Source organism: Cobetia sp. AM6, from assembly GCF_009617955.1.
GTDB classification, from domain to species: Bacteria; Pseudomonadota; Gammaproteobacteria; order Pseudomonadales; family Halomonadaceae; genus Cobetia; species Cobetia amphilecti.
This window is the reverse complement of the sequence record NZ_AP021868.1, coordinates 3,362,580-3,385,099: the sequence shown is the minus strand read 5'-3', so window position 1 is coordinate 3,385,099 and position 22,520 is coordinate 3,362,580. Positions and strand designations below refer to the sequence as shown.

18 protein-coding genes and 8 tRNA genes are annotated in these 22,520 nt (G+C 63.9%); 18 read left to right on the top strand and 8 right to left on the bottom strand.

Going from position 1 to position 22,520, the window contains the following annotated elements; translation table 11 throughout:
• The first annotated feature begins 25 nt into the window (after nucleotides 1-25).
• From CLAM6_RS14250 to CLAM6_RS14175, 16 genes are all read left to right on the top strand, one after another.
• Nucleotides 26-100: transfer RNA gene (locus CLAM6_RS14250), tRNA-Gly, on the top strand.
• A gap of 31 nt (nucleotides 101-131) precedes the next feature.
• Nucleotides 132-207, top strand: a tRNA-Glu gene (locus CLAM6_RS14245).
• Nucleotides 208-244: 37 nt separating this feature from the next.
• Nucleotides 245-319: transfer RNA gene (locus CLAM6_RS14240), tRNA-Gly, on the top strand.
• Between the two features lie 4 nt (nucleotides 320-323).
• Nucleotides 324-399 (top strand) — tRNA-Glu (locus CLAM6_RS14235).
• 70 nt (nucleotides 400-469) lie between these two features.
• Nucleotides 470-544 (top strand) — tRNA-Gly (locus CLAM6_RS14230).
• 31 nt (nucleotides 545-575) lie between these two features.
• Nucleotides 576-651 (top strand) — tRNA-Glu (locus CLAM6_RS14225).
• Nucleotides 652-686: 35 nt separating this feature from the next.
• Nucleotides 687-761, top strand: a tRNA-Gly gene (locus CLAM6_RS14220).
• A gap of 368 nt (nucleotides 762-1,129) precedes the next feature.
• Nucleotides 1,130-2,098, top strand: a complete 969-nt coding sequence (locus tag CLAM6_RS14215) for an ABC transporter ATP-binding protein (RefSeq protein ID WP_153636452.1) — start codon at nucleotides 1,130-1,132, stop codon at nucleotides 2,096-2,098.
• The gene (locus CLAM6_RS14210) at nucleotides 2,095-2,868 is read left to right on the top strand and encodes an ABC transporter permease (protein WP_043333883.1); all 774 of its coding nucleotides are present in this window, start codon (nucleotides 2,095-2,097) and stop codon (nucleotides 2,866-2,868) included. The genes CLAM6_RS14215 and CLAM6_RS14210 overlap by 4 nt, the downstream gene beginning before the upstream one ends.
• A 133-nt stretch (nucleotides 2,869-3,001) precedes the next feature.
• Nucleotides 3,002-3,880 carry an NADPH-dependent 7-cyano-7-deazaguanine reductase QueF gene (queF, locus tag CLAM6_RS14205; RefSeq protein ID WP_153636451.1) on the top strand — a complete coding sequence of 293 codons (879 nt, stop codon included), beginning with the start codon at nucleotides 3,002-3,004 and terminating at the stop codon, nucleotides 3,878-3,880.
• Between the two features lie 150 nt (nucleotides 3,881-4,030).
• Nucleotides 4,031-4,591: an NAD(P)H nitroreductase gene (locus CLAM6_RS14200; RefSeq protein WP_054555640.1), complete on the top strand. Its 561-nt coding sequence runs from the start codon at nucleotides 4,031-4,033 to the stop codon at nucleotides 4,589-4,591.
• A gap of 94 nt (nucleotides 4,592-4,685) precedes the next feature.
• Nucleotides 4,686-5,273 (top strand): YiiD C-terminal domain-containing protein, encoded by a 588-nt coding sequence (locus tag CLAM6_RS14195; RefSeq protein ID WP_242007687.1) that lies wholly within the window; start codon nucleotides 4,686-4,688, stop codon nucleotides 5,271-5,273.
• Between the two features lie 176 nt (nucleotides 5,274-5,449).
• Nucleotides 5,450-5,537: transfer RNA gene (locus tag CLAM6_RS14190), tRNA-Ser, on the top strand.
• A 276-nt stretch (nucleotides 5,538-5,813) separates the two neighbouring features.
• The gene (locus tag CLAM6_RS14185) at nucleotides 5,814-6,095 is read left to right on the top strand and encodes a peptidylprolyl isomerase (protein WP_043333877.1); all 282 of its coding nucleotides are present in this window, start codon (nucleotides 5,814-5,816) and stop codon (nucleotides 6,093-6,095) included.
• Nucleotides 6,096-6,189: 94 nt separating this feature from the next.
• Complete coding sequence (locus CLAM6_RS14180) at nucleotides 6,190-7,779, top strand: ABC-F family ATPase (RefSeq protein ID WP_043333876.1); 1,590 nt, start codon at nucleotides 6,190-6,192, stop codon at nucleotides 7,777-7,779.
• 181 nt (nucleotides 7,780-7,960) lie between these two features.
• Entirely contained in the window at nucleotides 7,961-9,157 is a 1,197-nt protein-coding gene (locus CLAM6_RS14175) for an NAD(P)/FAD-dependent oxidoreductase (protein WP_153636450.1), read from the top strand.
• A 27-nt stretch (nucleotides 9,158-9,184) separates the two neighbouring features.
• Here CLAM6_RS14175 and CLAM6_RS14170 read toward each other — a convergent pair whose 3' ends face one another.
• Nucleotides 9,185-10,093 (bottom strand): LysR family transcriptional regulator, encoded by a 909-nt coding sequence (locus CLAM6_RS14170; protein ID WP_107336115.1) that lies wholly within the window; start codon nucleotides 10,091-10,093, stop codon nucleotides 9,185-9,187.
• A gap of 246 nt (nucleotides 10,094-10,339) precedes the next feature.
• Here CLAM6_RS14170 and CLAM6_RS14165 point away from each other — a divergent pair, with 246 nt between their 5' ends.
• Complete coding sequence (locus CLAM6_RS14165) at nucleotides 10,340-11,536, top strand: MFS transporter (protein WP_153636449.1); 1,197 nt, start codon at nucleotides 10,340-10,342, stop codon at nucleotides 11,534-11,536.
• 95 nt (nucleotides 11,537-11,631) lie between these two features.
• On the opposite strand, the gene CLAM6_RS14160 is transcribed toward CLAM6_RS14165, so the two are convergent.
• The 4 genes from CLAM6_RS14160 to CLAM6_RS14145 form a co-directional block, all read right to left on the bottom strand.
• Entirely contained in the window at nucleotides 11,632-11,982 is a 351-nt protein-coding gene (locus CLAM6_RS14160) for a YqjK-like family protein (protein WP_052384593.1), read from the bottom strand.
• 34 nt (nucleotides 11,983-12,016) lie between these two features.
• Nucleotides 12,017-12,439, bottom strand: coding sequence for a phage holin family protein (locus tag CLAM6_RS14155; protein ID WP_043333873.1), 423 nt, complete (start codon nucleotides 12,437-12,439; stop codon nucleotides 12,017-12,019).
• Complete coding sequence (locus CLAM6_RS14150; protein ID WP_082388358.1) at nucleotides 12,439-12,777, bottom strand: DUF883 family protein; 339 nt, start codon at nucleotides 12,775-12,777, stop codon at nucleotides 12,439-12,441. Before CLAM6_RS14150 ends, CLAM6_RS14155 begins: the two co-directional genes overlap by 1 nt.
• A gap of 484 nt (nucleotides 12,778-13,261) precedes the next feature.
• On the bottom strand, nucleotides 13,262-14,476 hold the full coding sequence (locus CLAM6_RS14145) for a phospholipase A (RefSeq protein WP_242007686.1): 1,215 nt from the start codon (nucleotides 14,474-14,476) through the stop codon (nucleotides 13,262-13,264).
• 401 nt (nucleotides 14,477-14,877) lie between these two features.
• Here CLAM6_RS14145 and mscK point away from each other — a divergent pair, with 401 nt between their 5' ends.
• A complete protein-coding gene (mscK, locus tag CLAM6_RS14140; protein ID WP_225347194.1) occupies nucleotides 14,878-18,423 on the top strand; it encodes a mechanosensitive channel MscK in 3,546 nt (1,181 codons plus the stop codon).
• Between the two features lie 175 nt (nucleotides 18,424-18,598).
• On the opposite strand, the gene CLAM6_RS14135 is transcribed toward mscK, so the two are convergent.
• From CLAM6_RS14135 to CLAM6_RS14125, 3 genes are all read right to left on the bottom strand, one after another.
• The gene (locus CLAM6_RS14135) at nucleotides 18,599-19,798 is read right to left on the bottom strand and encodes an ABC transporter substrate-binding protein (protein ID WP_172978717.1); all 1,200 of its coding nucleotides are present in this window, start codon (nucleotides 19,796-19,798) and stop codon (nucleotides 18,599-18,601) included.
• A 122-nt stretch (nucleotides 19,799-19,920) separates the two neighbouring features.
• A complete protein-coding gene (locus tag CLAM6_RS14130; protein WP_242007685.1) occupies nucleotides 19,921-21,645 on the bottom strand; it encodes a sensor histidine kinase in 1,725 nt (574 codons plus the stop codon).
• Nucleotides 21,642-22,472, bottom strand: coding sequence for a response regulator transcription factor (locus CLAM6_RS14125; protein ID WP_153636447.1), 831 nt, complete (start codon nucleotides 22,470-22,472; stop codon nucleotides 21,642-21,644). Before CLAM6_RS14125 ends, CLAM6_RS14130 begins: the two co-directional genes overlap by 4 nt.
• Nucleotides 22,473-22,520: the final 48 nt, after the last annotated feature.

The following is a 22,520-nucleotide window of genomic DNA, read 5'->3' as shown; positions in this document are numbered from 1 at the left end:
TTTCTTGCAGCGTAGAGACCGGAGTGCGGGAATAGCTCAGTGGTAGAGCACAACCTTGCCAAGGTTGGGGTCGCGAGTTCGAATCTCGTTTCCCGCTCCATTTAGATCAGGCATGTCTTGTTCTAACGTGTGTCCCATTCGTCTAGTGGTCCAGGACACCGCCCTTTCACGGCGGTAACAGGGGTTCGAACCCCCTATGGGACGCCATCTTCGGTCTTGTGTGGTCGCATGATCTGCTTGTGTTGCGGGAATAGCTCAGTGGTAGAGCACAACCTTGCCAAGGTTGGGGTCGCGAGTTCGAATCTCGTTTCCCGCTCCAGTACGTCCCATTCGTCTAGTGGTCCAGGACACCGCCCTTTCACGGCGGTAACAGGGGTTCGAACCCCCTATGGGACGCCATGCAGAGCATGATGGTGTGGCAAGCCAGCAGTAAGACAGATGTCGTGAGCACAGGTTCATGACACCCGGTGCGGGAATAGCTCAGTGGTAGAGCACAACCTTGCCAAGGTTGGGGTCGCGAGTTCGAATCTCGTTTCCCGCTCCATTTAGATTAAGCATGGCTTTTTCTAACGTGTGTCCCATTCGTCTAGTGGTCCAGGACACCGCCCTTTCACGGCGGTAACAGGGGTTCGAACCCCCTATGGGACGCCATTCTGTTTTACGCCGCAGTTTTTGTGTTTCGACAGGCGGGAATAGCTCAGTGGTAGAGCACAACCTTGCCAAGGTTGGGGTCGCGAGTTCGAATCTCGTTTCCCGCTCCAGTCGAATGTGACGTTGCAAGCTGAAGCATGACATAGCAGTACGCCATCGCCTGACAGACACGATCATCGTGTTACGTCACTGGCGATTTTTTTGTGCCTGAAATTCCTCTCCACCCTGTTCTGCGCCGCTCGCTGGTGCTGTCCCCGCGTGATTTTCTCCCTCTGCTTGTTTCCCGTGGCGCACTAATGCCTTTCTGCCGTGTGTCTGATGTGGCAGCGCCGAATGCGTTACCATGCGCATCCAATATCTTGCGTCTGATTTTCATGTTCGCGGACGGCGAAACGGTGCCATCACTGTTGCGCAATTGTTCTCAGATGCGTCTTTTCTGCTGTGCTGGCTGACAGCGTCAATCGATTACAGGTGTCCGATGTCACGACCTGCCTTGTCTATCCGTGGCCTGACCAAGGTCTACGGCAACGGTTTTGAGGCGCTCAAGGGGATTGATCTTGACGTCCCCGAGGGCGATTTCTTCGCGCTGCTGGGCCCCAATGGGGCCGGCAAGTCCACGACCCTCGGCGTGGTGAGTTCGCTGGTGCAGAAGACCGCAGGCAAGGTCGAGATCTACGGAATCGATATCGACAAGGACTTCTCGAAGGCCAAGTATCACCTCGGTGTCGTGCCGCAGGAGTTCAACTTCAATCAGTTCGAGAAGGTGCAGGACATCGTGATGACCCAGGCGGGTTATTACGGCATGCCGATGAAGGAAGCGCGCCCGCGTGCCGAGCGTCTGCTCAGGGACCTCGGGCTGTGGGACAAGCGCGACACCCCGTCACGCATGCTGTCCGGTGGCATGAAGCGCCGTCTGATGATTGCCCGTGCGCTGATTCACAAGCCGCGTCTGTTGATTCTTGATGAGCCGACGGCCGGTGTGGATATCGAATTGCGCCGCTCGATGTGGGAGTTCATGCGCCGCATCAATCGGGAGGAGGGCACCACCATCATCCTCACCACGCATTACCTGGAAGAGGCCGAGAGCCTGTGCCGCAACATCGCTATCATCAATCATGGCGAGATCGTGCATAACACCAGCATGCGTGAGCTGCTCAAGGAGCTGGATGCGGAAACCTTCCTGCTCGACATTCGTGAGCCGCTGACCAAGGCGCCGGTGATTGCCGGGTTCGAGGTCTCCTTGAGTGACCCTCAGCAGCTGGCGCTCGCCGTGCGCAAGGGCCAGTCGATCAATACCGCCTTCGCGGCGCTGGATCGCGCCGGTGTCACCGTGGTGTCGATGCGCAATCGTGCCAATCGTCTCGAGGAGCTGTTCGTCGACCTGGTCGAGCGTTCCAACGCCGAAAGCGGTATCGCCTCCAATGTTGCCAAGGAGATCACGCAGTGAACCCCCGTCAGCTATGGGTGGCTCTGGTCACCATCGTCGTCAAGGAAGTCCGTCGTTTCACGCGCATCTGGCCGCAGACGCTGTTGCCGCCTTCCATCACCATGACGCTCTATTTCGTCATCTTCGGCAATCTCATCGGCTCGCGCATCGGCACCATGGATGGCATCAGCTACATGGATTACATCGTGCCGGGGCTGATCATGATGTCGGTGATCACCAACTCGTATTCCAACGTGGCCTCGTCATTCTTCTCCAACAAGTTCCAGCGCAGCATCGAGGAGCTGATGGTCTCGCCGCTGCCCTCGTGGATCATCCTGCTCGGCTACATCATCGGTGGCGCCGTGCGCGGGCTGGGGGTCGGCATCATCGTGACCGCCGTGGCCTTCCTGTTCACGGACCTCGATATCCATCACCCCTTCCTGACCATCATGGTCGTGGTGCTGACGGCGCTGCTGTTCTCCATCGGTGGCTTCATCAATGCGCTGTTCGCGCGCAAGTTCGATGACATCTCGATCATTCCGACCTTCGTGCTCACGCCGCTGACCTACCTGGGGGGCGTCTTCTATTCCATCCACATGCTGCCGGAATTCTGGCAGACGGTGTCGCTGGCCAACCCGATCCTCTACATGGTCAACACCTTCCGCTACGGCATTCTGGGCGTCTCGGACATCAGCGTCGGCCCGGCGATGGCCGCCATCGTGGCCTTCATCATCGGCCTGTTCGCCTTCGCGCTGTGGCTGCTGGAGCGTGGCAAGGGCATCCGCAGCTGAAGATGTCGCCCAGACGATGATGGTAAGATGCGCGCTATCGCGCCAGTGCATGCAACGCCGGCTTCTGCCGGCGTTCTGCTGTCTGCGCCCCTGATATCGATGCTTTATTGGCCTATTTCACTGGAGTGCTGTCATGGCTCACCCCACTGCCGTCAACGTGCCCGACGAGGCGCGCCCCGAGACCCTCAAGGATGCCCCGCTCGGGCGAGAGTCCGCCTATCCCGAGTACTACGATGCCAGCCTGCTGTTCCCCATCGCGCGGGCGGCCAACCGTGGCCCCATCGGCATCGATGACGCGGCGCTGCCGTTCGTCGGTGAGGATGAGTGGCACGCCTTTGAAGTCTCCTGGCTGGATGAGGCCGGCAAGCCGTGGGTACGCGTGGCCCGTTTTCGCCTGCCGGCAGCCTCGCCGAACCTGATCGAATCCAAGTCCTGGAAGCTCTATCTCAACAGTCTCAATCAGAGCCGTTTCCCCGATCAGGCAGCGGTGCAGGCAACGCTGGAGCGTGACCTCGCCGCCGCGGCCGGGGCGCCGGTCGAGGTGTGCCTGCTGGAACTGGACGATAGCGAGCTGGACGTCGGGCGTCTGCCGGGAGAGTGCCTCGATGACTTGCCGATCAGCGTCGAGCACTACACGCCGTCGCCGGAGCTGCTCAGCGCCGATGACGCCGACATCGTCAGCGAAGACCTGCACAGCCATCTGCTCAAGTCCAACTGCCCGGTCACCGGTCAGCCGGACTGGGGCAGTGTGTGGATCCGTTATCGCGGCCCGCGTATCGATCGCGAGCGCCTGCTGGCCTATCTGATCAGCTATCGCCAGCACCAGGATTTCCATGAGCACTGCGTCGAGCACCTGTTCGTCGACCTGATGGCGCGCGTGAAGCCCGAGTCTCTGCTGGTGATGGCGCGCTATGTGCGGCGTGGTGGCCTGGATATCAGCCCGTGGCGAGCCACGGCGGATCTCGAGGCCGAGGCCCGCGCCAGTCTGCCGCTGCGTCTCTCTCGGCAGTAGTCGTCTCTGTCACCTCGCCAACCAGATAGCGCCTTGGCAATCAGGTAGCGTCTTGCCAATCAGATAGATAGCAGCGAGTGATGAGACGGCGTACCGGCGACATGCTAGTGTGAGAATCATTCTTATCTTAAGTCTGTGACAGGAGAGACGATGGACGCGCTGACGTTACTGCATGAACGCAATTCCATGGGCAAGTTGATGGCGCCGGCCCCGAGCGCTGAGCAGATGGAGGCCATCTACCAGGCCGCCCTGCGCGCGCCGGACCACGCCGAGCTGACGCCCTGGCGCTTCATCGAATTCACGGGTGGCGGGCTTGAGCGCCTTGGCGAGCTGTTCGCCGAGGCGGAGCGCAACAAGTCGCCGGCCGGTGACGAGGCCGCCCAGGCCGCTGCCAGCAAGAAGCCGCTGCGTGCGCCGATGGTGATCGCGGTGATCGCCAGGGTCACGCCGGACCACCCCAAGGTGCCGCGTGTCGAGCAGGTGGTCAGTGCCGGCTGTGCCGCTCACGCCATGCTGTATGCCGCTCAGGCCCAAGGGCTCGGTGGTATGTGGCGCACCGGTGGCTACGCCTTTGACCCTATCGTGCACGCAGGGCTGGGCATGGGCGAGCAGGATGAGCTGGTCGGCTTCCTCTACCTCGGTACTCCGGGCGGGCGCCTCAAGCCATTGCCGAACCGCAACAGTGCCGACTTCGTCGAACGCTGGCAGTGAAACGCTGAATGAGCGAGGCCCTTGATGAGAAGCGCTGAGCGAGGGCCTGAATGAGAGAGGCGCTGAGCGAAGCCCTTGATGAGAGAGACGCTGAGTGAGTGAGACGCGAAATAAGCCGTCGCGCCTGAGTGATGAGGCCTGGCCACCGTTGCCTCTGCCGCGTGATGCGCAGGGGCAGCCGGGCAGTCTCGCGGCGCCGGTCAGCGACGACCTGTCACGGTTTCGTGGCTGGCTGACGCAGGCGATCCCGCTGGCCGCTCATCTGGGGCTTGTCGAGATGCAGTGGTCAGAGCCCGAGCGTGCGACGGGTCAGCTGAGCTGGCACCTGCGTCTGCCGCCCAATCTCAATGACAAGGGCACCGCCTTCGGCGGTGCCATGAGTCTCGAGGCGACCCTGTGTGGCTGGAGCTGGCTGACGCTCTGGCTGCGTGCTCGCGGTATCCAGCGCGATATCGTGGTGTCGCAGGCCAGTCAGCGGTTTCTGGCCCCGGTCAGTGGCGACTATCACATCATCTGCGCACCGGATGACATGGCAGCGCTGGACGTGGTGGGCGAGCGCCTGGCGGCAGGGCGGCGAGCGCGACTGTCGCTGACCCAGCAGCTGTGGTGTCAGGTCGAAGGGCAGTCCGCTCCGCGACTGTGTTTCGAGGCCCGCGGCGATTACGTGGTGCTGGGGCCGTGACGATGAGTGCGGTCTCGGCCCAGTGCGCAGGGTGGAGCGTAGGGCGAGAGCGCTGACGCTATCTATCTGAAAGTTTTTGGAAAAAAGGCTTGCGCCACTCGAAGGTTATCGATAATATACGCCGCGTTCTCAAGGGAAACACGACGCAGTCGGGTGACCAATGAGAGCACTGATCTGGAGGGGTGTCCGAGTGGTCGAAGGAGCACGCCTGGAAAGTGTGTAAGTCGAAAGGCTTCGAGGGTTCGAATCCCTCCTCCTCCACCAGATTCAGAAAAGCCCGCATCTCACGATGCGGGCTTTTCGCGTTTCTGAGCGAGCTATCGAGCTTGCACTGCAGCGTCTGTCATCCTGAGCTGTTATCATGCCCGCCTTCAGACTCACCCCATCGCCTGTCACCTCTTCCCCGAACGCCTGATCTCGCGTCATGACGGCTGTCATTTCGTCAGTGGTGTGCTCGGGTGACGTCGGGCCCGCCTCCGGGATGCCCGGGGCACGAGATGGTGTGAGGCAAGACCGATTCCGCCTGCAAGAGGACATGAGATGGCTCGTATTGCCATGGCACGCCACATTCTGGTGAAGACCGAGGCCGAGGCGCAGCGTCTCAAGCAGTCACTGGAGCGCGGCCAGCCGTTCGAGAAACTGGCGAAAAAGCACTCCACCTGTCCCTCCGGCAAGCAGGGCGGTGACCTGGGCGAAGTGCGCCCCGGCCAGATGGTCGGCGGCATTGATCGCGCCATCTTCAAGGGGCCGCTCAATACCCTGCAGGGGCCGCTGAAGAGCAAGTTCGGCTATCACCTGCTGGAAGTCTTCTTCCGCGGCTGATGCCTGCCAGGCCTTTGCGGCTCCCCGTATTTCCCGGCGCCAGCGTGACGCTTCGTCACCGCCCACCTTTTTCATTTCAAACGGATATTCCCTCGTGATCTCTACCGCCAATCTCACCATGCAGTTCGGTGCCAAGCCGCTGTTTGAAGACGTCTCCGCCAAGTTCGGGCGTGGCAATCGCTACGGCCTGATCGGCGCCAACGGCTGCGGCAAGTCGACCATGATGAAGATTCTCGGTGGCGATCTGGAGCCGTCCGGTGGTCACGTCATGCTCGAGCCCAACATCCGTCTGGGCAAGCTGCGTCAGGACCAGTTCGCCTATGAGGAATACACGGTGCTCGACACCGTCATCATGGGTCACGAGCGTCTGGCCGTGGTCAAGGCCGAGCGTGACCGCATCTACTCGCTGCCGGAGATGAGCGAGGAAGACGGCATGAAGGTTGCCGACCTCGAGGTCGAATTCGCCGAGCTGGATGGCTACACCGCCGAAGCGCGTGCCGGTGAGCTGCTGATGGGCCTCGATATCCCCATCGAACAGCACCTGGGGCCGATGAGTGAAGTCGCGCCGGGCTGGAAGCTGCGCGTGCTGCTGGCACAGGCGCTGTTCTCCGATCCTGACGTCCTGCTGCTCGATGAGCCGACCAACCACCTGGACATCAACACCATCCGCTGGTTGGAAGGCGTGCTGACCGCACGTTCCAGCACCATGATCATCATCTCGCATGACCGTCACTTCCTGAACAGTGTCTGCACCCACATGGCGGACCTGGATTACGGTGAGCTGCGTCTGTTCCCGGGCAACTACGACGAGTACATGACCGCCGCCACCCAGGCGCGCGAACAGCTGCAGGCCGACAACGCCAAGAAGAAGGCGCAGATCGCCGAGCTGCAGTCCTTCGTCAGCCGCTTCTCCGCCAACGCATCCAAGGCCAAGCAGGCGACCTCGCGTGCCAAGCAGATCGACAAGATCCAGCTCAACGAGATCAAGCCGTCCTCACGCGTCAGCCCGTTCATCCGCTTCGAGCAGACCAAGAAGGTCCACAACAACGCGGTGATGATCGACAAGCTCTCCAAGGGCTTCGACGGCAACACCCTGTTCGAGAACTTCAGCTTCACGGTCGCCGCCGGTGAGCGTGTTGCCATCATCGGCCCGAACGGCATCGGCAAGACCACGCTGCTGCGCACCCTGGTCGGCGAGATGCACCCGGACGCTGGTGAAGTGAAGTGGACCGATGCCGCGGACGTCGGCTACTACGCGCAGGACCACGCCCATGACTTCGCCAACGACATGAGCCTCTATGACTGGATGGCGCAGTGGACCGGCGGCGGCGAGCAGGTCGTGCGTGGCACCCTGGGTCGCATGCTGTTCTCCAATGACGACATCCAGAAGTCGGTCAAGGTCATCTCCGGTGGCGAGCAGGGCCGCATGCTGTTCGGCAAGCTGATCCTCAAGCAGCCCAACGTGCTGGTGATGGATGAGCCGACCAACCACCTGGACATGGAATCCATCGAGGCACTCAACCTCGCGCTGGAAAACTACCCGGGCACCCTGATCTTCGTCAGCCACGACCGCGAATTCGTCGGCTCGCTGGCCACCCGCATCATCGAGCTGAAGGCCGATGGCGTGGTCGACTTCTCCGGCACCTACGACGACTACCTGCGCAGCCAGGGCGTCATCGTCTGAGACACGCCGTGACTGGCTAGTCTGTCCGGTCTGACAAGACACCCTCATCGTCTCTGACGGTGGGGGTGTCTTGTTTCCCATCTCCGGCCGCTGGCTGCGGCAGGCTTCTGGTAGAATGCCGGCCCGCGTGTGTCTGCACAGCCGATTTCCTTTCCTTTCTTCGCTTCACGGAGTGTCCCGCATGGCCACATATGACGTCATCATCATCGGCGCAGGCGCGGCAGGCCTGATGTGTGCCGCCACGGCAGGCTATCAGGGCAAGCGCGTGCTGGTGCTGGACCACGCCAACAAGGCCGGCAAGAAGATCCTGATGTCCGGCGGTGGGCGCTGCAACTTCACCAATCTGGATGCCGGCCCAGCCAACTTCTTCTCACGCAATCCGCATTTCTGCATCTCGGCGCTCAAGCGCTACACGCCGCACCATTTCCTGGAACTGGTGGAGCGCCATGGGCTGGAGCACGTCGAGAAGAAGCCGGGACAGCTGTTCTGTGCCGATTCCGCCAAGGATCTGCTGGCGATTCTGATGACGGAGTGTGAATGGGCCGGAGCGGAGATTCGTCTGAGTACGCGCATCACCTCGCTGGAGCGCGCGGGCGAGGGCATGCGGGTCGAGACCAGCAATGGTACGCACACGGCAGGGCGCGTGGTGGTGGCCACCGGCGGCATGTCGATTCCGACGCTGGGCGCGACCGGCTTCGGCTACGACATCGCGCGCCAGTTCGGGCTCGAGGTCACCGATACCTACGCCGCGCTGGTGCCTTTCACGCTGACTTCGCAGTGGAAGGAGCGTCTGTCGCCGCTGTCAGGGCTTGCCTGTGACGTCAGCGTCACCGCCGGCAAGGGCCATTATCGCGAACCGATGCTGATTACCCATCGCGGGCTTTCCGGTCCGGCGATGCTGCAGGCCTCCAGCTGGTGGACACCCGGTCAGCCGCTGGACATCGATCTGCTGCCGGGCGTGGATGCCTACGCCGAGCTGCTCGCTCTGCGTGAGCAGCATCCCAAGCGCCAGATCGGCCCCTGGCTTGGCGAGCGCCTGCCCAAGCGCCTCGCCCAGTCGCTGGTCGAGTGGCAGGACGCCGATGCCGGTCGCATCAGCGAGCGCAGCCTCGCCGAGCTTTCCAACGCGCGTCTCGAGCAGCTGGCCAAGGCGCTCAATCACTGGCAGCTCAAGCCGGCGGGCACCGAAGGCTGGCGCACCGCAGAAGTCACCATGGGCGGCGTGGTCACCGATGCCATCTCGCAGAAGGACTTCAGCGTGCGCGATCTGCCGCAGCTGGCCTTCATCGGCGAGGTGCTGGATGTCACCGGGGAACTTGGCGGCTACAACTTCCAGTGGGCGTGGTCCTCGGCGGTGGCCTGCGGGCTGAACTGCTGACCAGCACCTTCTCGCCACTACTCGCGCTCACGCCATCTGCTGGCGGATGGCGGGCAGGCGCTGCTCGACCAGCGCGACGAAGGCCTCGATCACCGGGCGGACCGGTGTGGTCGGGTAGTGAAGCTCCAGCGGTACCGCGCCGAGTGCCGGGCGCAGGGGAATGAACTGGCAGCCATCACGTTGCAGGCGGCGAATGCAGCCGGGCGCGATGGCGACTCCCAGTCCCGCCGCCACCTCACTGAGCAGTGTCTGCATCAGGGCCGGTTGGCGCTGGATGCGCGGCGAAAAGCCGGCATCGCCGCAGGCACTGATGATCTGATCGAACAGCCCCGTCGCCTGCCCGCGCTGAAACAGCACGAAATCTTCCTGCGCAAGCTCGCTGAGGGCCAGACGCTTGCGGTGCGCCAGACGATGCCCCTCGGGCACCACCGCCATCAGCCTATCCTCGTAGACTGCCAGGGCGGTCAGGCTGTCACGCTGCTCGCCGGGAAGCGGGCGCGACAGCCCGATGTCGATCTCGTCACGCGCGAAGGCATCCAGCTGCTGCTGGGCGCTCATCTCATGCAATGACAGGCTGACCTCGGGATGGTCACTGGCGAAGTCGCGCATCAGTCCGGGCACGAAGCTTGCGCAGGCCGAGCTCATGTAGCCGATGCGCAGTGTGCCGGTCTGGCCGCTGGCAGCCATCGCCACGCGCTTGCGTGCCTGAGCCTCCAGCGCCAGCATGCGCTGCGCTTCTTCCAGCAATGCCTCCCCCGGTGCCGTTACCTTCACTTCCCGCGTATTGCGCCATAGCAGGCTGACGCCCAGTTCGGCTTCGAGATCGGCGATCTGGCGGCTGATGGCGGGTTGCACGGTATGCAGCTCGCGGGCGGCAGCCGAGAAGCTTCTGTGCGTCGCCACCGAGACGAAGGTTTTCAGTGTGCGGAGTTCCATGCCGGCCCTCGTGGCTGATTGATGTTCAGTCAGTATAAGTCATATCAAGTATTGTCATTTCTATTATAAGCCTGCACTCGCTAGTCTGAAGGCCTGCCAAACCTCCCTTCGTCAGTCTCTGCCGTCTCGCCTTGTCTCCTGTCTCTTGCTGCTTGCCGCTGGCTTTGCCTCGCAAGCACGCAAGCAAGCGAGAAGGCGGGGCGCGTAGCGGCTGACAGGAGGGTTCTGAATTCGAGTGGAGCCAATATGACGACATCAACGAGTGGAGTGGCCGCGCAGGATACGCGCGGACCCTCACAACCGCTTTCTGCCGGCGGCCGTTTCACGCTGCTGGCCATCGCCTGTCTGACCATCATGGTGGGAACCGTGGTCGCGCCGGGGCTTCTGAGCATCGCCTCGGCGCTTGAGGTGGAGAGCCATGCCAGCTGTCTGATTACCCTGCCGTCGCTGGGCGCCGTGCTGTTCGCGCCCATCGCCGGGCGCATGATCGATCGTGTCGGTGCCTATCGCTCGCTGGTGGGCGGGCTGTTCCTGTATGGCGTGCTGGGCGCGGGCGGCGCACTGCTGGAAGGCACCGTCGTCGTGTTCGCCGATCGCATTCTGCTCGGCGGCGTGACCGCCGTGGTGATGGCGGGCGGCACCACGCTGATCTCCGAGTGGTATCACGGCCATGCGCGTCTGGCGATGATCGCCCAGCAGGGCATGTCCATCGAGCTTGGCGGGGTGATCTTCCTGTTCGTCAGTGGTGTGCTGGCGGGTATCGCCTGGCAGTGGCCCTTCGCCCTCTATCTGCTGGCCTGGGTACTGCTGGCCATGCTGTGGATGATGGTGCCGAAGCAGTCGCCTGAAGCGCCTGCCGAGGAGAGCGGAAATGCCGGCGGTGAGGCCTTGTCCTCCTCGCTGACCAGCGTCTACCTGGCCGCGGCCATCTCGTTGACGCTGTTCTTCACCGCCATCGTCATGCTGCCGATGCGCTTGAATCTGCTGGGGCTGGATGAAGCGGCCACCGGTATCTTCCTGGCGGGCATTTCGCTGGTCGCGGTGGTCGCGGCGATGCTGATGCCGAAGGTGTCGCGTGCCCTGGGTGAGATGCCGACGCTGGTGCTGGCCTTCCTGCTCTATGCCGGCAGCCTGTTCCTCTTCCAGCAGGCCGAGAACATGACGCTGATGAGCGTCGGTGCCGTGTTGTCCGGCATGGGCTTCGGCTTCTCGATCCCCTTGCTCAACCACATGACGGTGGAGCGCAGCCACACCTCGGTGCGCGGTCGCAATCTCTCCTACCTGACGATGGCGATCTTCCTGGGACAGTTCCTGACGTCCTTCCTGGAATTCCTGCCCGGTGACGGCAGCAACGTCTTCGGCGCCGCCGCCGTGCTGGGACTGATCTTCGCGGTGCTCTATCTGGGCGTGTATCTGCTCAAGCGTGACAGCCGCAGCGCCTGATCGCGGCAGGGTTAACAGAACGACACGTCGCAATGACGAAAAAAAGCCCCGTCACCTGAATCCCAGGTGGCGGGGCTTTCGCTGTATTGCCGTGATCATTTGTCGAACAATATTCTCAGACGGCGAATCATCACCCAGCTCATCAGCCCGCGCTTGAGCAGGCTCAGGCCCTTCTTTGGCCGGAACCCGCCCCGCGCCGCGATCAGGCCGCCCACCAGCACCAACGGGCCGCGGTATTGCTGGACCTTGGCCCAGCCGCGGTCGATGGGGGCGGTGGCCTCCTTGAGTTCGCGCATCGCATGGCTGACATCGAGGCGCTGCTGACTGATGCGTGCTTCGAGTTCCGCACGCCGAGCGTCACGCGGATGTGCTGACCGGCGTCCGTTCCCCTGTACGGGGGGCAGCGCCGGCTCGCGTCGCGCGAGGGACTGTCTGGAAGAACTCATCTCGCCTCCTTGGCAGGCACTGGCAGGCGGGGCATCAAAGGTTTTCGCGTTGGCGCTGGCGTTCCAGTGCGTCGGCACGCACATCCTTGAGGCTGTCGCTGTCACGGCTCAGGTTGCTGAGCGTGGAACGCAGCAGGCTGCGCTGGGAAGCGATCACCTTGACGCGCCAGGCGATCAATCCCCCCAATGCCAGCAGGATACCGCCGCTCAGGGCGATGGCCAGCAGGCGGTGGGTATCCCAGAAGGCCACGACCACCAGCAGGATCGCCAGGCCGATGCCGAAGCAGATCAGCATCAGGGCGATACCCGACAGCAACAGCATCACGAACAGCCGTTCGCGCTCTTCCTCGAGCTCCAGCACGGCGAGACGCAAGCGCGTCTCGCCACTCTCGACCAGGCTCGCAGTCAGACGTCGGATGGCGCCAAGTACGCGTTCAACCGGCCCTTGCTCCTGCATCAGCGACGGCCAAGCAGCATGCCGACGACGACACCGGCGGCCGCGCCGATACCGACACTGGTCCACGGGTTGTCGTGCACGTAGCGGTCAGCGCAGTCCACGGATTCGCGCGCGCCGGCGGCGAGGCGATCGCCTTGGGCGCTGAGGCGGGCGCGGGTGGCTTCCAGGCGAGTCTGGGCGCGGGCGCGGGCTTCCTTCATGCTCTCGCGGGAATCTTCAGCCGAGGCGTGCAGCAGTTCCTCGACGGTCTGGGACAGATGGCGCAGATCTTCCTTCAGCTGGTCGGTATTGGCACCGGTCGCGGAAGTGGTGTGATCGCCGATCTTTTGCATAGCCATGGTGTAACTCCTTCCCGTATGTCGAATCAGATTTCGCGAATGGTGAGCGCGGTGTTGTCTGCGCTTGACTCTCGAACTCTCTCTTCCCTGGGGCGCCGCAGGCGGCAGGGCATGACCTGAATCCACTTGCACGAGACTTTCTGCAAGCATCGTCAGCACGTCGTCATGACGCGTCTTGCGTGGTCATGCACAAGTCGTGGGGGTCGAACGCGACAAACACAAGGGCAAGACACGCATAGAGCACGATATCGCCATGTCACGTGCGGGAGGCATGATCTGGATCATGGACGTGCCACTAGGTCTACATGGGCGGTCCACATGGGCGGTCCACATGAGGGCGGTGCATACGGAGGGCAGATGGCAAGACGGGCAGCCTGGGCTGCCCGTTGCAGGAGGGTCGTGCGAGTTCTTTTATCAGAACTTTTTGATCAGAGCTCTTTGATCAGAGCTCTTTGATCAGCGCTCTTTGATCAGCGCTCTTTGATCAGGTCTCTGGCGAGCCGGCGAAGAAGGTATTGATCGAGAAGCCAAGGCCAAAGCGATTCACGCTGTGGTCGTAGTCGATCAGGCTCTCACCGTAGCCGTGGTAGTACTGCACGTAGCCACGTACCTTGCCGAACAGCGGGAAGGAGTAGTCGAGCTGGTTGCCGTAGTTGCCCTTGGAGGGGTTGCCACGCACCATCCAGGTGACTTCGTGCTGATCGGAGGTATAGCCGACCGTGATGTCGCCGTAGCCGATGTAGTTGTAGAGGTCCGGGTTGTCGTCCTCGTCGGACTCCTCCGGCACGCGCCAGTGCGGCGTGACCGCGATGGCCCAGTCGCCGTTCTGGAACATCATGTCGGCATAGACGCGGTTCCAGCTGCGCGACAGCGGGTCGGAACGGCCGTTGGACTGATGCGCGAAACCGATGCGGTTGCGGGTATTGGTCCAGCCGAACAGCTCATAACGATTGTCGAACTGCAGGAAGGCTTCCGGCTCGTAATTGGTCTCGCGGAACGGCGCCGAGGCATCGGAATTGTAGGCCTGCCACCAGCTGCGCTGGGTATAGGCGAAGAACAGGTCGCCATTGTCACCGAAGATGTCGTCCATCAGCTCGACCTTGAGGCTGAGCTGGTATTTCACCTCGGTCTTGTCCACCTCGCCTTCCTGGGTGACTTCGGCAAAGCCGTTGGCATCCGGGTTGGTGTTGTAGGCCCAGGGCAGCAGGTAATTGCGCTTGTAGGCGGTGATGGCCAGCGGATTCTTCTCGGCGTCGTTCTCAAGAACGACACGCTCCTTGGCGCGCTGCTGGGCTAGGCTTTCATCGAGGGGCGCATCGACGCTCTGGCCTTGTGCCTGCTCGGTCTCGGCCGCTTCCGCCGAGTAGCGGTCGTAATCCGCGTCTTCGCGGTTGGAGAGGAAGACCTGCTCGGTACGCGGGTCACTCTCGACGCCGTCCGCCGTGCCCGGTGCAGAGGCCGCCAGCTCGCGCCAGTCAGCCTGGCTCATGGCGCCCGCGCGGGCCTGGGCGGCAGTCATGCCCAGTGCTTCGGGAGCGAAGCGCTTGCCGTTGGCCAGTACCACGCGTCCTTCGGCATCCATGGTGTAGGGCACGTCGGCCGCTGCCGGTGCGGCGGCACCCAGCAGTACTGTGGCCAGCACTCCCGTGAGGCGTGCAGGGACGGACCGGAATCCGATGGAGGCAAGGCGGAGGGGCATGGAAATATCCTGTCGGTTACACCGCGGCGGGGGAGCAGCGCATTATGGAGCAATGTTCATGACATGTCTGCCATTCTACTGGCGGCGCAGTGTCCGGTTCCAGCACGAAGATTCCGACAGGTGCGTCGCCTAGATGCGACGATGCATGTCGCTCACGCTGGCCCGCAATCACCGCTTTCTCGCCCCGTCACTCTTTGCTTCATCCTCCACTTCATCCTTTGCTGGGCGACCGCCGGCGGACGTTTGCCGACAAGGATTGCGTGGGATGCAGCGCCAGTCGACAATGCGGCCCTTGCCTGCGCTTGCGGCCTTTCACGATGCCATCCTGCATGGCTGACGGCGGCCTGGCGGGGCAGTAGAGCCGATGAAGAAGCGCGGTGGTGACCATTGAGGAGACAGCTGTGACAGGTAACAAGTCCTTGAGACTGATGATGTTGGCAGGCGCCTTGCTGCTGATGGTGCTGCTGGCCTGGGTGCCGGCCACGGCCAGTGCGGACGCCCCGAAGCGTGCTGATGTCCAGACTCAGCTTGAAGACCTGCAGAGCGTCGAGAAACCGGATGCCGACACCCGTCAGCGCATCGCGGACCTCAAGGATACCCTGACGGTGCTCGACGACCTCGCCGAGGCCACCAGCAGCCTGAATTCCCTCAAGAGTGAGGTCAAGGAGGCACCGGCGGAGTTGGCGAAGGCGCAGGCCGAGCTGGCGCGCCTGCCTCAGGACTACACCCCGCCCAGCATCGCATCGCTGGAAGACGAGTCGGTCGAGGCGCTGGACAAGCGCATGACCTCGATTCTCGACTCGCTTCAGAACCTGCAGGACAAGCTGGCCGATACCAACCGGCGCCTGATCAATGCCCAGAGCCTGCCGGAGCGTTCGCGCTCGACCCTGGCCGATGCGCAGCAGCAGGTGCAGCGTCTGCAGACCCAGCTGGGTGGCAGCGGCGATGCCGACCTGTCCGGCACCGGGCGTGACCTGATCGAGGCGCGTCTGGCATTGGCCGAGACGCGTGGCGAGCTGAGCCATTCAGAGCTCAATTCAAGCTCCCTGCTGCGTGAGCTGGCCCAGGTGCGCAAGACCCTCTACAGTCGTCAGATCGCCAATCTGGAGCAGGATCTGGAGCAGGTCCAGACGCTGGTCAACGACAAGCGCCGCAACCAGTCCGAGCAGACCATCGCCGATGCCACCAGTGGCGAGAATGCCGCGCTGGCCGACAATCCCATCTTCCAGCAGGTGCTCAACCGCAACCGCGAACTCAGCAGCCAGCTGCTGGCGATCACCGATCGGGTCAACGCCGTGATTCGCGATGGGCTGGAGGTGCGCACCCAGCTCGATCGCGTCACCCAGGTCGAGCGCACCATGAGCGAGCAGATCGAGGCCATCAAGGGCAGCGTCCTGCTGGCGCGTATCCTGCGTGAGCAGCAGAGCCGCCTGCCGCAGGTCGATGTGCGCAAGGACTTGAAGGAAGAGATCGCCGACCTGCGCCTCAAGCAGTTCGAACTCAACAAGGTGCGTGAGCAGCTCGCCGATATTCCGGGCTATCTCAATTCCTACGTGCTCGGCGAGGCCGCGGCGTTGGAACGCCCCGGCGGCAATGCCGATGTCAGCCAGATCAGCGCCGAGCTGCGTCAGGCGTTGATCGGTCAGCTGGAGGCGCGCAAGGAGCTGGTCGACAAGCTCGACAAGGAATACGACAGCCTGCTGGCACGCGCCATCGACCTGCAGCTCAACCAGCAGCAGCTGCTGGAAGTGTCAGGGCGTCTGCGCCAGACCATCGAGGAGCAGCTGTTCTGGGTCGCCAACGGCAAGCCGCTGGATCTCGACTGGCTGTCGCGTACCCCGGAAATGCTCGCCGAGGAGCTCAGGCCCAACGTCTGGCGTGGCGTGGTGGCGGGGCTGTCCAAGGGCTTTCAGCTCAGTGACCTGTGGGTGGCGCTGCCGGGCTTGCTGCTGCTGATCTTCATCACCTGGAAGCGTTCGCGCATCCGTGCGCGCCTGGCGGACCTCCACGCCCAGATAGGGCGCCTGAAGCAGGACACCCAGCTGCATACGCCGCGCGCCATTCTGCTCAACGTCCTGCTGGCCATCCCCGGCGCGCTGGCGCTGGCGCTGATCGGCGGCGTGCTGTCGCTGGGTGAGGGCATCATGCTATGGGCGTTGGGCCAGGCGCTGTTGAAGCTGTCGCTGGCGTGGGGCATCTTCGCCATCTTCCGCCGTCTGCTGGTCAAGGATGGCGTCGCCGAGCGTCACTTCCAGTGGCCGGCCAACTACGTGGCGGAGCTGCGCCGCCATATCTGGTGGCTGGGCTTCGCGCTGCTGCCGGTGGTGCTGACCACCAACATCATCAGCGAGGCGGACCTCAATCTGCTCGAGCGTCCGCTGGGGCTGGCCATTCTGTTCGTGGGCCTGATGGCGATGAGCTTCTGTCTGTCGCGGCTGATTCTGGCCCACGTCCCCTTCTTCGGTCTCAAGCTGTTCCGACTGATTCTGGGCCTTGCGATGGCGCTGGTGCCGGTGGCGCTGGGCGTGCTGATCTGCCTCGGCTACGAGTACACCGCGCTGCGTCTGTGTGGCCGCTTCATCACTACCATCTTCCTGTTCGGGGCCTGGATTCTGGTGGAAGCCACCGTGGTGCGCGGGCTGGCAGTCGCCGCGCGGCGTCTGGCCTATCGTCGCGCCGTGGCGCGTCGCCGCGCCCAGGTGCAGGAGGGCGCCGAAGGCGGTGTCGAGGTGGTGGAAGAGCCGCCGCTGGACATGGAGCAGGTCAACTCCCAGTCACTGCGTCTCTCGAAGCTGATCCTGGTCATCAGCTTCCTGTCGATCTTCTATGTGGTGTGGGCCGATCTGCTCAATGTGCTCAGCTATCTCGACAGCGTGGTGGTGTGGGAAATCGCCGCTTCCGTCGAGGGCGATTCGGCGACGCCCATCTCGCTGGCGGACCTGATCGCGGGCATGATCACCCTCGCCGTGGCGGTGATGATGGCGCGCAACCTGCCGGGCCTGCTGGAGGTCTCGATCCTGTCGCGGCTCGAGCTCAAGCAGGGCTCCAGCTACGCGATCACCTCGCTGCTGTCCTACGTGATCATGGCCACCGGTTTCGTGATGACATTGGGCAGCATGGGCGTCAGCTGGGACAAGCTGCAGTGGCTGGTGGCGGCGTTGAGTGTCGGGTTGGGCTTTGGCCTGCAGGAGATCTTCGCCAACTTCATCTCGGGCCTGATCATCCTGTTCGAGCGCCCGGTGCGCATCGGCGACACCATTACCATCGGCAACCTGCATGGCACGGTCAATCGCATCCGGATCCGCGCCACCACGGTGACGGACTTCGATCGCAAGGAGATCATCATCCCCAACAAGGTGTTCGTCACCGACCAGCTGATCAACTGGTCGCTGTCGGACAACGTCACGCGGGTGGTGCTCAATTTCGGTGTCGCCCATGGCAGTGATCTGGATCTGGCGCATCGTCTGCTGATGCAGGCCGCCCAGGAAAACAGGCGGGTGCTCAAGGACCCGGAGCCGCTGGTGTTCTGCCTGACCTACAACCAGGACAACTTCGGTTTCGAGCTGCGCATCTACGTCAATGACCTGACCGATCGCCTCTACGCCACCGATGAGATCAACCGCTGGGTGGATGCACGCTTCCGAGAGCATGGCCTCAAGGTCGCCTTCCAGCAGATGGATGTCTGGCTGCATCGCGACGATGGCACCGAGCGCCTCGTCGAGCAGCGCAGCGCCTCGGCGGAGCCGTTGCGCCCCGCCAGCGGCTCACCGGAAAGCAGCGAGACGGAAAGCACGGAGTATCAGAGCAGCGAGCACCGGGAAGGTGGTGCACTGATCGCGCGTCGCAAGCCCGCCGAGGGACTGGCAGGCCGTGAGGACGCCGGGCTGCGCGAGGCCGCGCCGGACGCCGATGGCGGTGACGGCGGCGGAGATGCCGGCGGTCGTTGACGCTGAACCCTCTCGCTCATCTCATTGAATGCCGCATGGCATCACGCACAAGGCGCCCCGCGGGGCGCCTTGTGCGTGATGGGCTCGGTTCTGTATCCAGGGCGCCCTGCAAAGGCGACTTGTACAGATCGAGCCGTGAAAGAGGGGATGTGCTAGTCAGGCCTGACGCCACGCATCACTGGTTCAATTCGGGCTGCGTGGCTGACGGGCCCTGACCCTGACCCGGGCTCGTCTCACCGGCAAAGGGAGCAGGGGCCTCGAATTCCAGTACCCAGCGGCTCAGGAAACTGGCCTGCTTGAGGCGGTCAAGTGTCGCCAACAGGCCAGGGCCGATCTCGATCGGGCGTAGCGCATCGCCCAGTTGCTCGCGCATGTGCTGAGCGCTGCCCTCGCCACCCACCTCGGGGTGCAGCGCGCCCAGCTGGCTGTCGCTGGCCACCGCCTGCTGGCCTTCCAGACTCAGCCACCAGTCGAGAAAGGCCTCACCGGCCTCGGGGTGAGGTGCCTGCTGGGGGACGAAGGCCAGCCGGCGTTGAATCAGCACGTAGTCTTCCGGCACGATCACCACCAGCTCCGGATGGGCGCGGGCAAAGGTCACCGCGTAGGGGCCGACCAGGTTGTAGGCGATATCCACCTCGCCGCTGGCCAGCGCCTCGAGCATGGCGCCGGTGGTGCTGACCAGTCTGGCATCGGCTTGCCCCATGGCGCGTACCAGCGTCCAGTAGCGCGGCGATTGACGGGCGTCGGACACGGCATAGGTAAAGCCGGAGCCGCTGCGGCGCGGGTCGTAGCTGATGATGCGGCCGCGCAGCTGCTCGCGGCGCGTCTCGAGCAGGTGCCAGAAGTCGCGATGGCTGCGCAGCACATCGCGGGGATTGCGCAGGCCGTCGAGGTCCGCCAGGCGCTTGAGCGCATCACGTCGCGCCACCATCACGATCGGCTCGAAGCTCATCGCATACAGCTCATTGCGCCAGCGTGAGTTGGCCGGCCAGGCGGCCAGATTGGGGGCCTCGAGTGCCAGGGCGTGACCCTGATTGGCGAGTCGGTACTGCAGCCCCATGGCCGAGGAGATCATCAGATCGGCCTGCGGTGTCAGCGGCGCCTGCAGGTACTGTGCTTCAAGCCCCAGAGCGGAGCGATTGACGTAGTGCAGCACTCGCTCAGGATGCTGGCGGCTGTAACGCAGCAGCAGCGGGCGAATCTCGGGCAGGTCCAGCGCGGCGTGAATGGTCAGGTCGGCCGCGAGGCTGGCGTCGTTGTCAGGCGCGGGCGCCGTGATTGGCTGGCCATCCTGCAACCACAGCGATTGATGCTCTTCGAGCAGCGGATCGAACGCTGCCTGGGTTGCGGCCTGACTGACGGGGCTCAGAAGCACGGCCAGCGCGAGGCAGACCGTCAGCCGTCCAGATCGCTGTCTGCCCGGGCGGTGATGATCCGGGCGGTGATTGTCATGACCGTGATGGTCAGGGCGCTGCTGCCCGGTTGGTGATCGTCTCGCTAGCATGCTGTGCCCCCTGTCTTCGCAGGCTTGCCGGCCTGTGCTGATTCATCCTCCCCATCCACTTTCACCTCAGGCGCTGCACAGGGCGCCAGATGCAGACTGACGCATAGCCCGCAGGACGCGCCTGTCTCGGCTGTGTCGTTTGCGTCGGCTGCGCGGATTGCATCGTCCGTGCGGGATACAGAGTCAGCAGCCTGCGTCATGCTGCGTGCTGTCGCGTCGCTGAGCGTCAGGCGCGCATCGTGATGTCGCGCGATGCCATCGACGATCGCCAGCCCCAGTCCGGCGCCTTCGTGATGCTTGAGCTCATCGGGCTGCTGCGCCGGCGCCTGATCATGACTGTCGGGCTGGGTGTTGCGGTGGAAGGGGCGTAGTACCAGCAGGCGCCGCTCGGCGTCGATGCCCGGGCCATCATCCTCGACGCTCAGCCGCCAGCGGCCCGCCAGTGTGGCGCTGTCCGGTAGCGTGAACGTGGCATCGCTCGGCGCCGCCATCCGGCTCAGGGTGAGTGTGACGGTGCGCGCGCCGTGCTTGCAGGCATTGTCGATCAGGTTGGCCAGTGCCTCCTCGAGCTGCCACTCGACGCCCAGCGTCCAGGCGGCGCCATCGATGTCCGGGGCGATCTCGAGGCCGAGGTCCACGCCAGAGCGATCACAGCGCAGGAACAGCCGGCTGACGGTGGCGCGCGTCAGCGCCGACAGCTCCAGCGGCACGCGCGGCGGCTGCACTTCCGGGTTGTTGAGGCGTGTCAGCGACAGCAGCTGATTGGCCAGATGGGCGGTATGGCTGGCGGTGGCCTGCATCTGGCCCAGCGCGGCATGCCAGGCGCTGGGGTCCTGCTGACGCAGTGCCAGCTCGGCGTGAGCGGAGAGTCCCGCCAGCGGGGTGCGCAGCTGGTGCGAGGCGTCACCGATGAAACGCTCCTGATTGGCGCGCACACGACGCATGCGCGCCAGCAGGTCATTGATGGTGTGCTTGAGCTCCTCGAGCTCGCGCGGCAGGGGCAGGTTGAGCGGCGCCAGACTGCGCGAGTCGCGTTCGCGAATGGCGCGGCGCAGGCGGGTCAGCGGCGATAGCGCCAGCCGTACGCCGATCAGCACCACCAGCAGTGCCAGCGTGGCCATGCCCGCCAGACGCACCAGCGAGCCACTGAACAGCTCACGCGTCAGGGTGTCTCGCCCCTCGCGGGTATGGGCGACGCGAATGCTGTAGCGCTGGCCGTGGCGTGGGTCATCGCCCCAGCCGCCCAGCCGGGTATCCAGGCTGCCCAACCGCAGTGCCTGTCCCTGCCAGGCGATATCGCGAAACGACAGTTCGCCGCTGCGTCCGAGCGATTCCTGTGGGGCCAGGCGACCCTCGGCGGCGCGATTGGCATCCGGCAGGTGGGTATTGCCGGTGACCTGCTCGCCATCGGCATCCACCAGGCTGTAGAAGACGCGCTCCTGGGCGTCGGTGGCCAGCATCTCGAGAGCGGCGGGCGGCAGGTCGAGCCACAACTGGCCGTCCTGCCATTTGACCTGTTCCGCGATGGTGACCAGCGAGGCCTCCAGCAGCCTGTCGTAGGCGCGGTCCGCTGCCTCGCGCGCCGACAGGAAGGCCTGCACCAGCAGCAGGGTGCCCAGCGCCAGCAGGGGCAGCAGCAGCCAGCTCAGCAGGCGCCGATAGAGGCTGATACTGCGTTTTGCCGCCGTCTGCGGGCGTGGTGAGGGTGCGGAATTCAAGCGCTGCCGTCCGTGGTCTGTTCCAGTAGATAGCCAAGGCCTCGGATGGTACGCAGATTGACGTCGCTGCCTTCCAGGCGCTTGCGCAGGCGATGCACATAGACCTCGATGGCGTTGTCGCCCACGGCCTCTTCTTCACCGAAGGCCTCGCGGGTCAGGCGCGCCTTGTCCACCGGCTCGCCGGCATGCTGGATCAGACAACCCAGCAGGCGCTGTTCACGGGGCGGCAGCGCCAGCGGGGCCTCGGCGAGCAGAAAGCGTGCATTGAGTGGCTCGAAGGCCAAACTGCCGAGGGTCAGGCGTGGGGAGATGCCAGGCGAGGGCGCCGGCTGCTGGCTGGCCTGAAGAGTGGCCTGCTGACTGGCCTGAAGAGTGGCATGGCGGCGCAGCAGGGCGCGCACGCGGGCTTCCAGCTCATCGAGCACGAAGGGCTTGGCAAGATAGTCATCGGCGCCCAGGTCGAGTCCGCGCACGCGATCTTCGATGGCGCCGCGCGCGGTGAGAATCAGCACCGGTGTCTGGCGGTCGTGCTGGCGCAGCGCGGCGAGAATCTCGAGCCCGGAAGCGCCGGGCAGGTTGAGGTCGAGCACGATCAGCGCGAAGCCGTGATCGTGGCTGGTCGCCAGGCGGGCAAGCGCCGCGGCGCCATCGGCCAGGTGGGTGACCGTTAGGCCCTCGGCGGAAAAGACGCTGCACAGCGTGCTGGACAGCAGGGCGTCGTCCTCGACCAGCAGCAGGGCCGGGGGCGGTGCGGTGGCTGGGCCATGCGCTGAATCGTCAGCCGCTGAATCGTCAGGTGCTGAGGGGAGTGAGTCGGGAGAAGTCATCCGGGCTCCGCAAGGGCGCGTCAGGTACGCGACAAGAGTGATGAGAGT

What these genes read in the sequence shown, in the direction of transcription:
- CLAM6_RS14160 (WP_052384593.1), bottom strand. Translation starts at nt 11,982, where the DNA reads ATGAGTTCTTCCAGACAGTCCCTCGCGCGACGCGAGCCGGCGCTGCCC.
- CLAM6_RS14165 (WP_153636449.1), top strand. Translation starts at nt 10,340, where the DNA reads ATGACGACATCAACGAGTGGAGTGGCCGCGCAGGATACGCGCGGACCC.
- CLAM6_RS14145 (WP_242007686.1), bottom strand. Translation starts at nt 14,476, where the DNA reads ATGCCCCTCCGCCTTGCCTCCATCGGATTCCGGTCCGTCCCTGCACGC.
- CLAM6_RS14200 (WP_054555640.1), top strand. Translation starts at nt 4,031, where the DNA reads ATGGACGCGCTGACGTTACTGCATGAACGCAATTCCATGGGCAAGTTG.
- queF (WP_153636451.1), top strand. Translation starts at nt 3,002, where the DNA reads ATGGCTCACCCCACTGCCGTCAACGTGCCCGACGAGGCGCGCCCCGAG.
- CLAM6_RS14215 (WP_153636452.1), top strand. Translation starts at nt 1,130, where the DNA reads ATGTCACGACCTGCCTTGTCTATCCGTGGCCTGACCAAGGTCTACGGC.
- CLAM6_RS14170 (WP_107336115.1), bottom strand. Translation starts at nt 10,093, where the DNA reads ATGGAACTCCGCACACTGAAAACCTTCGTCTCGGTGGCGACGCACAGA.
- CLAM6_RS14125 (WP_153636447.1), bottom strand. Translation starts at nt 22,472, where the DNA reads ATGACTTCTCCCGACTCACTCCCCTCAGCACCTGACGATTCAGCGGCT.
- CLAM6_RS14150 (WP_082388358.1), bottom strand. Translation starts at nt 12,777, where the DNA reads ATGGCTATGCAAAAGATCGGCGATCACACCACTTCCGCGACCGGTGCC.
- CLAM6_RS14175 (WP_153636450.1), top strand. Translation starts at nt 7,961, where the DNA reads ATGGCCACATATGACGTCATCATCATCGGCGCAGGCGCGGCAGGCCTG.
- CLAM6_RS14185 (WP_043333877.1), top strand. Translation starts at nt 5,814, where the DNA reads ATGGCTCGTATTGCCATGGCACGCCACATTCTGGTGAAGACCGAGGCC.
- CLAM6_RS14155 (WP_043333873.1), bottom strand. Translation starts at nt 12,439, where the DNA reads ATGCAGGAGCAAGGGCCGGTTGAACGCGTACTTGGCGCCATCCGACGT.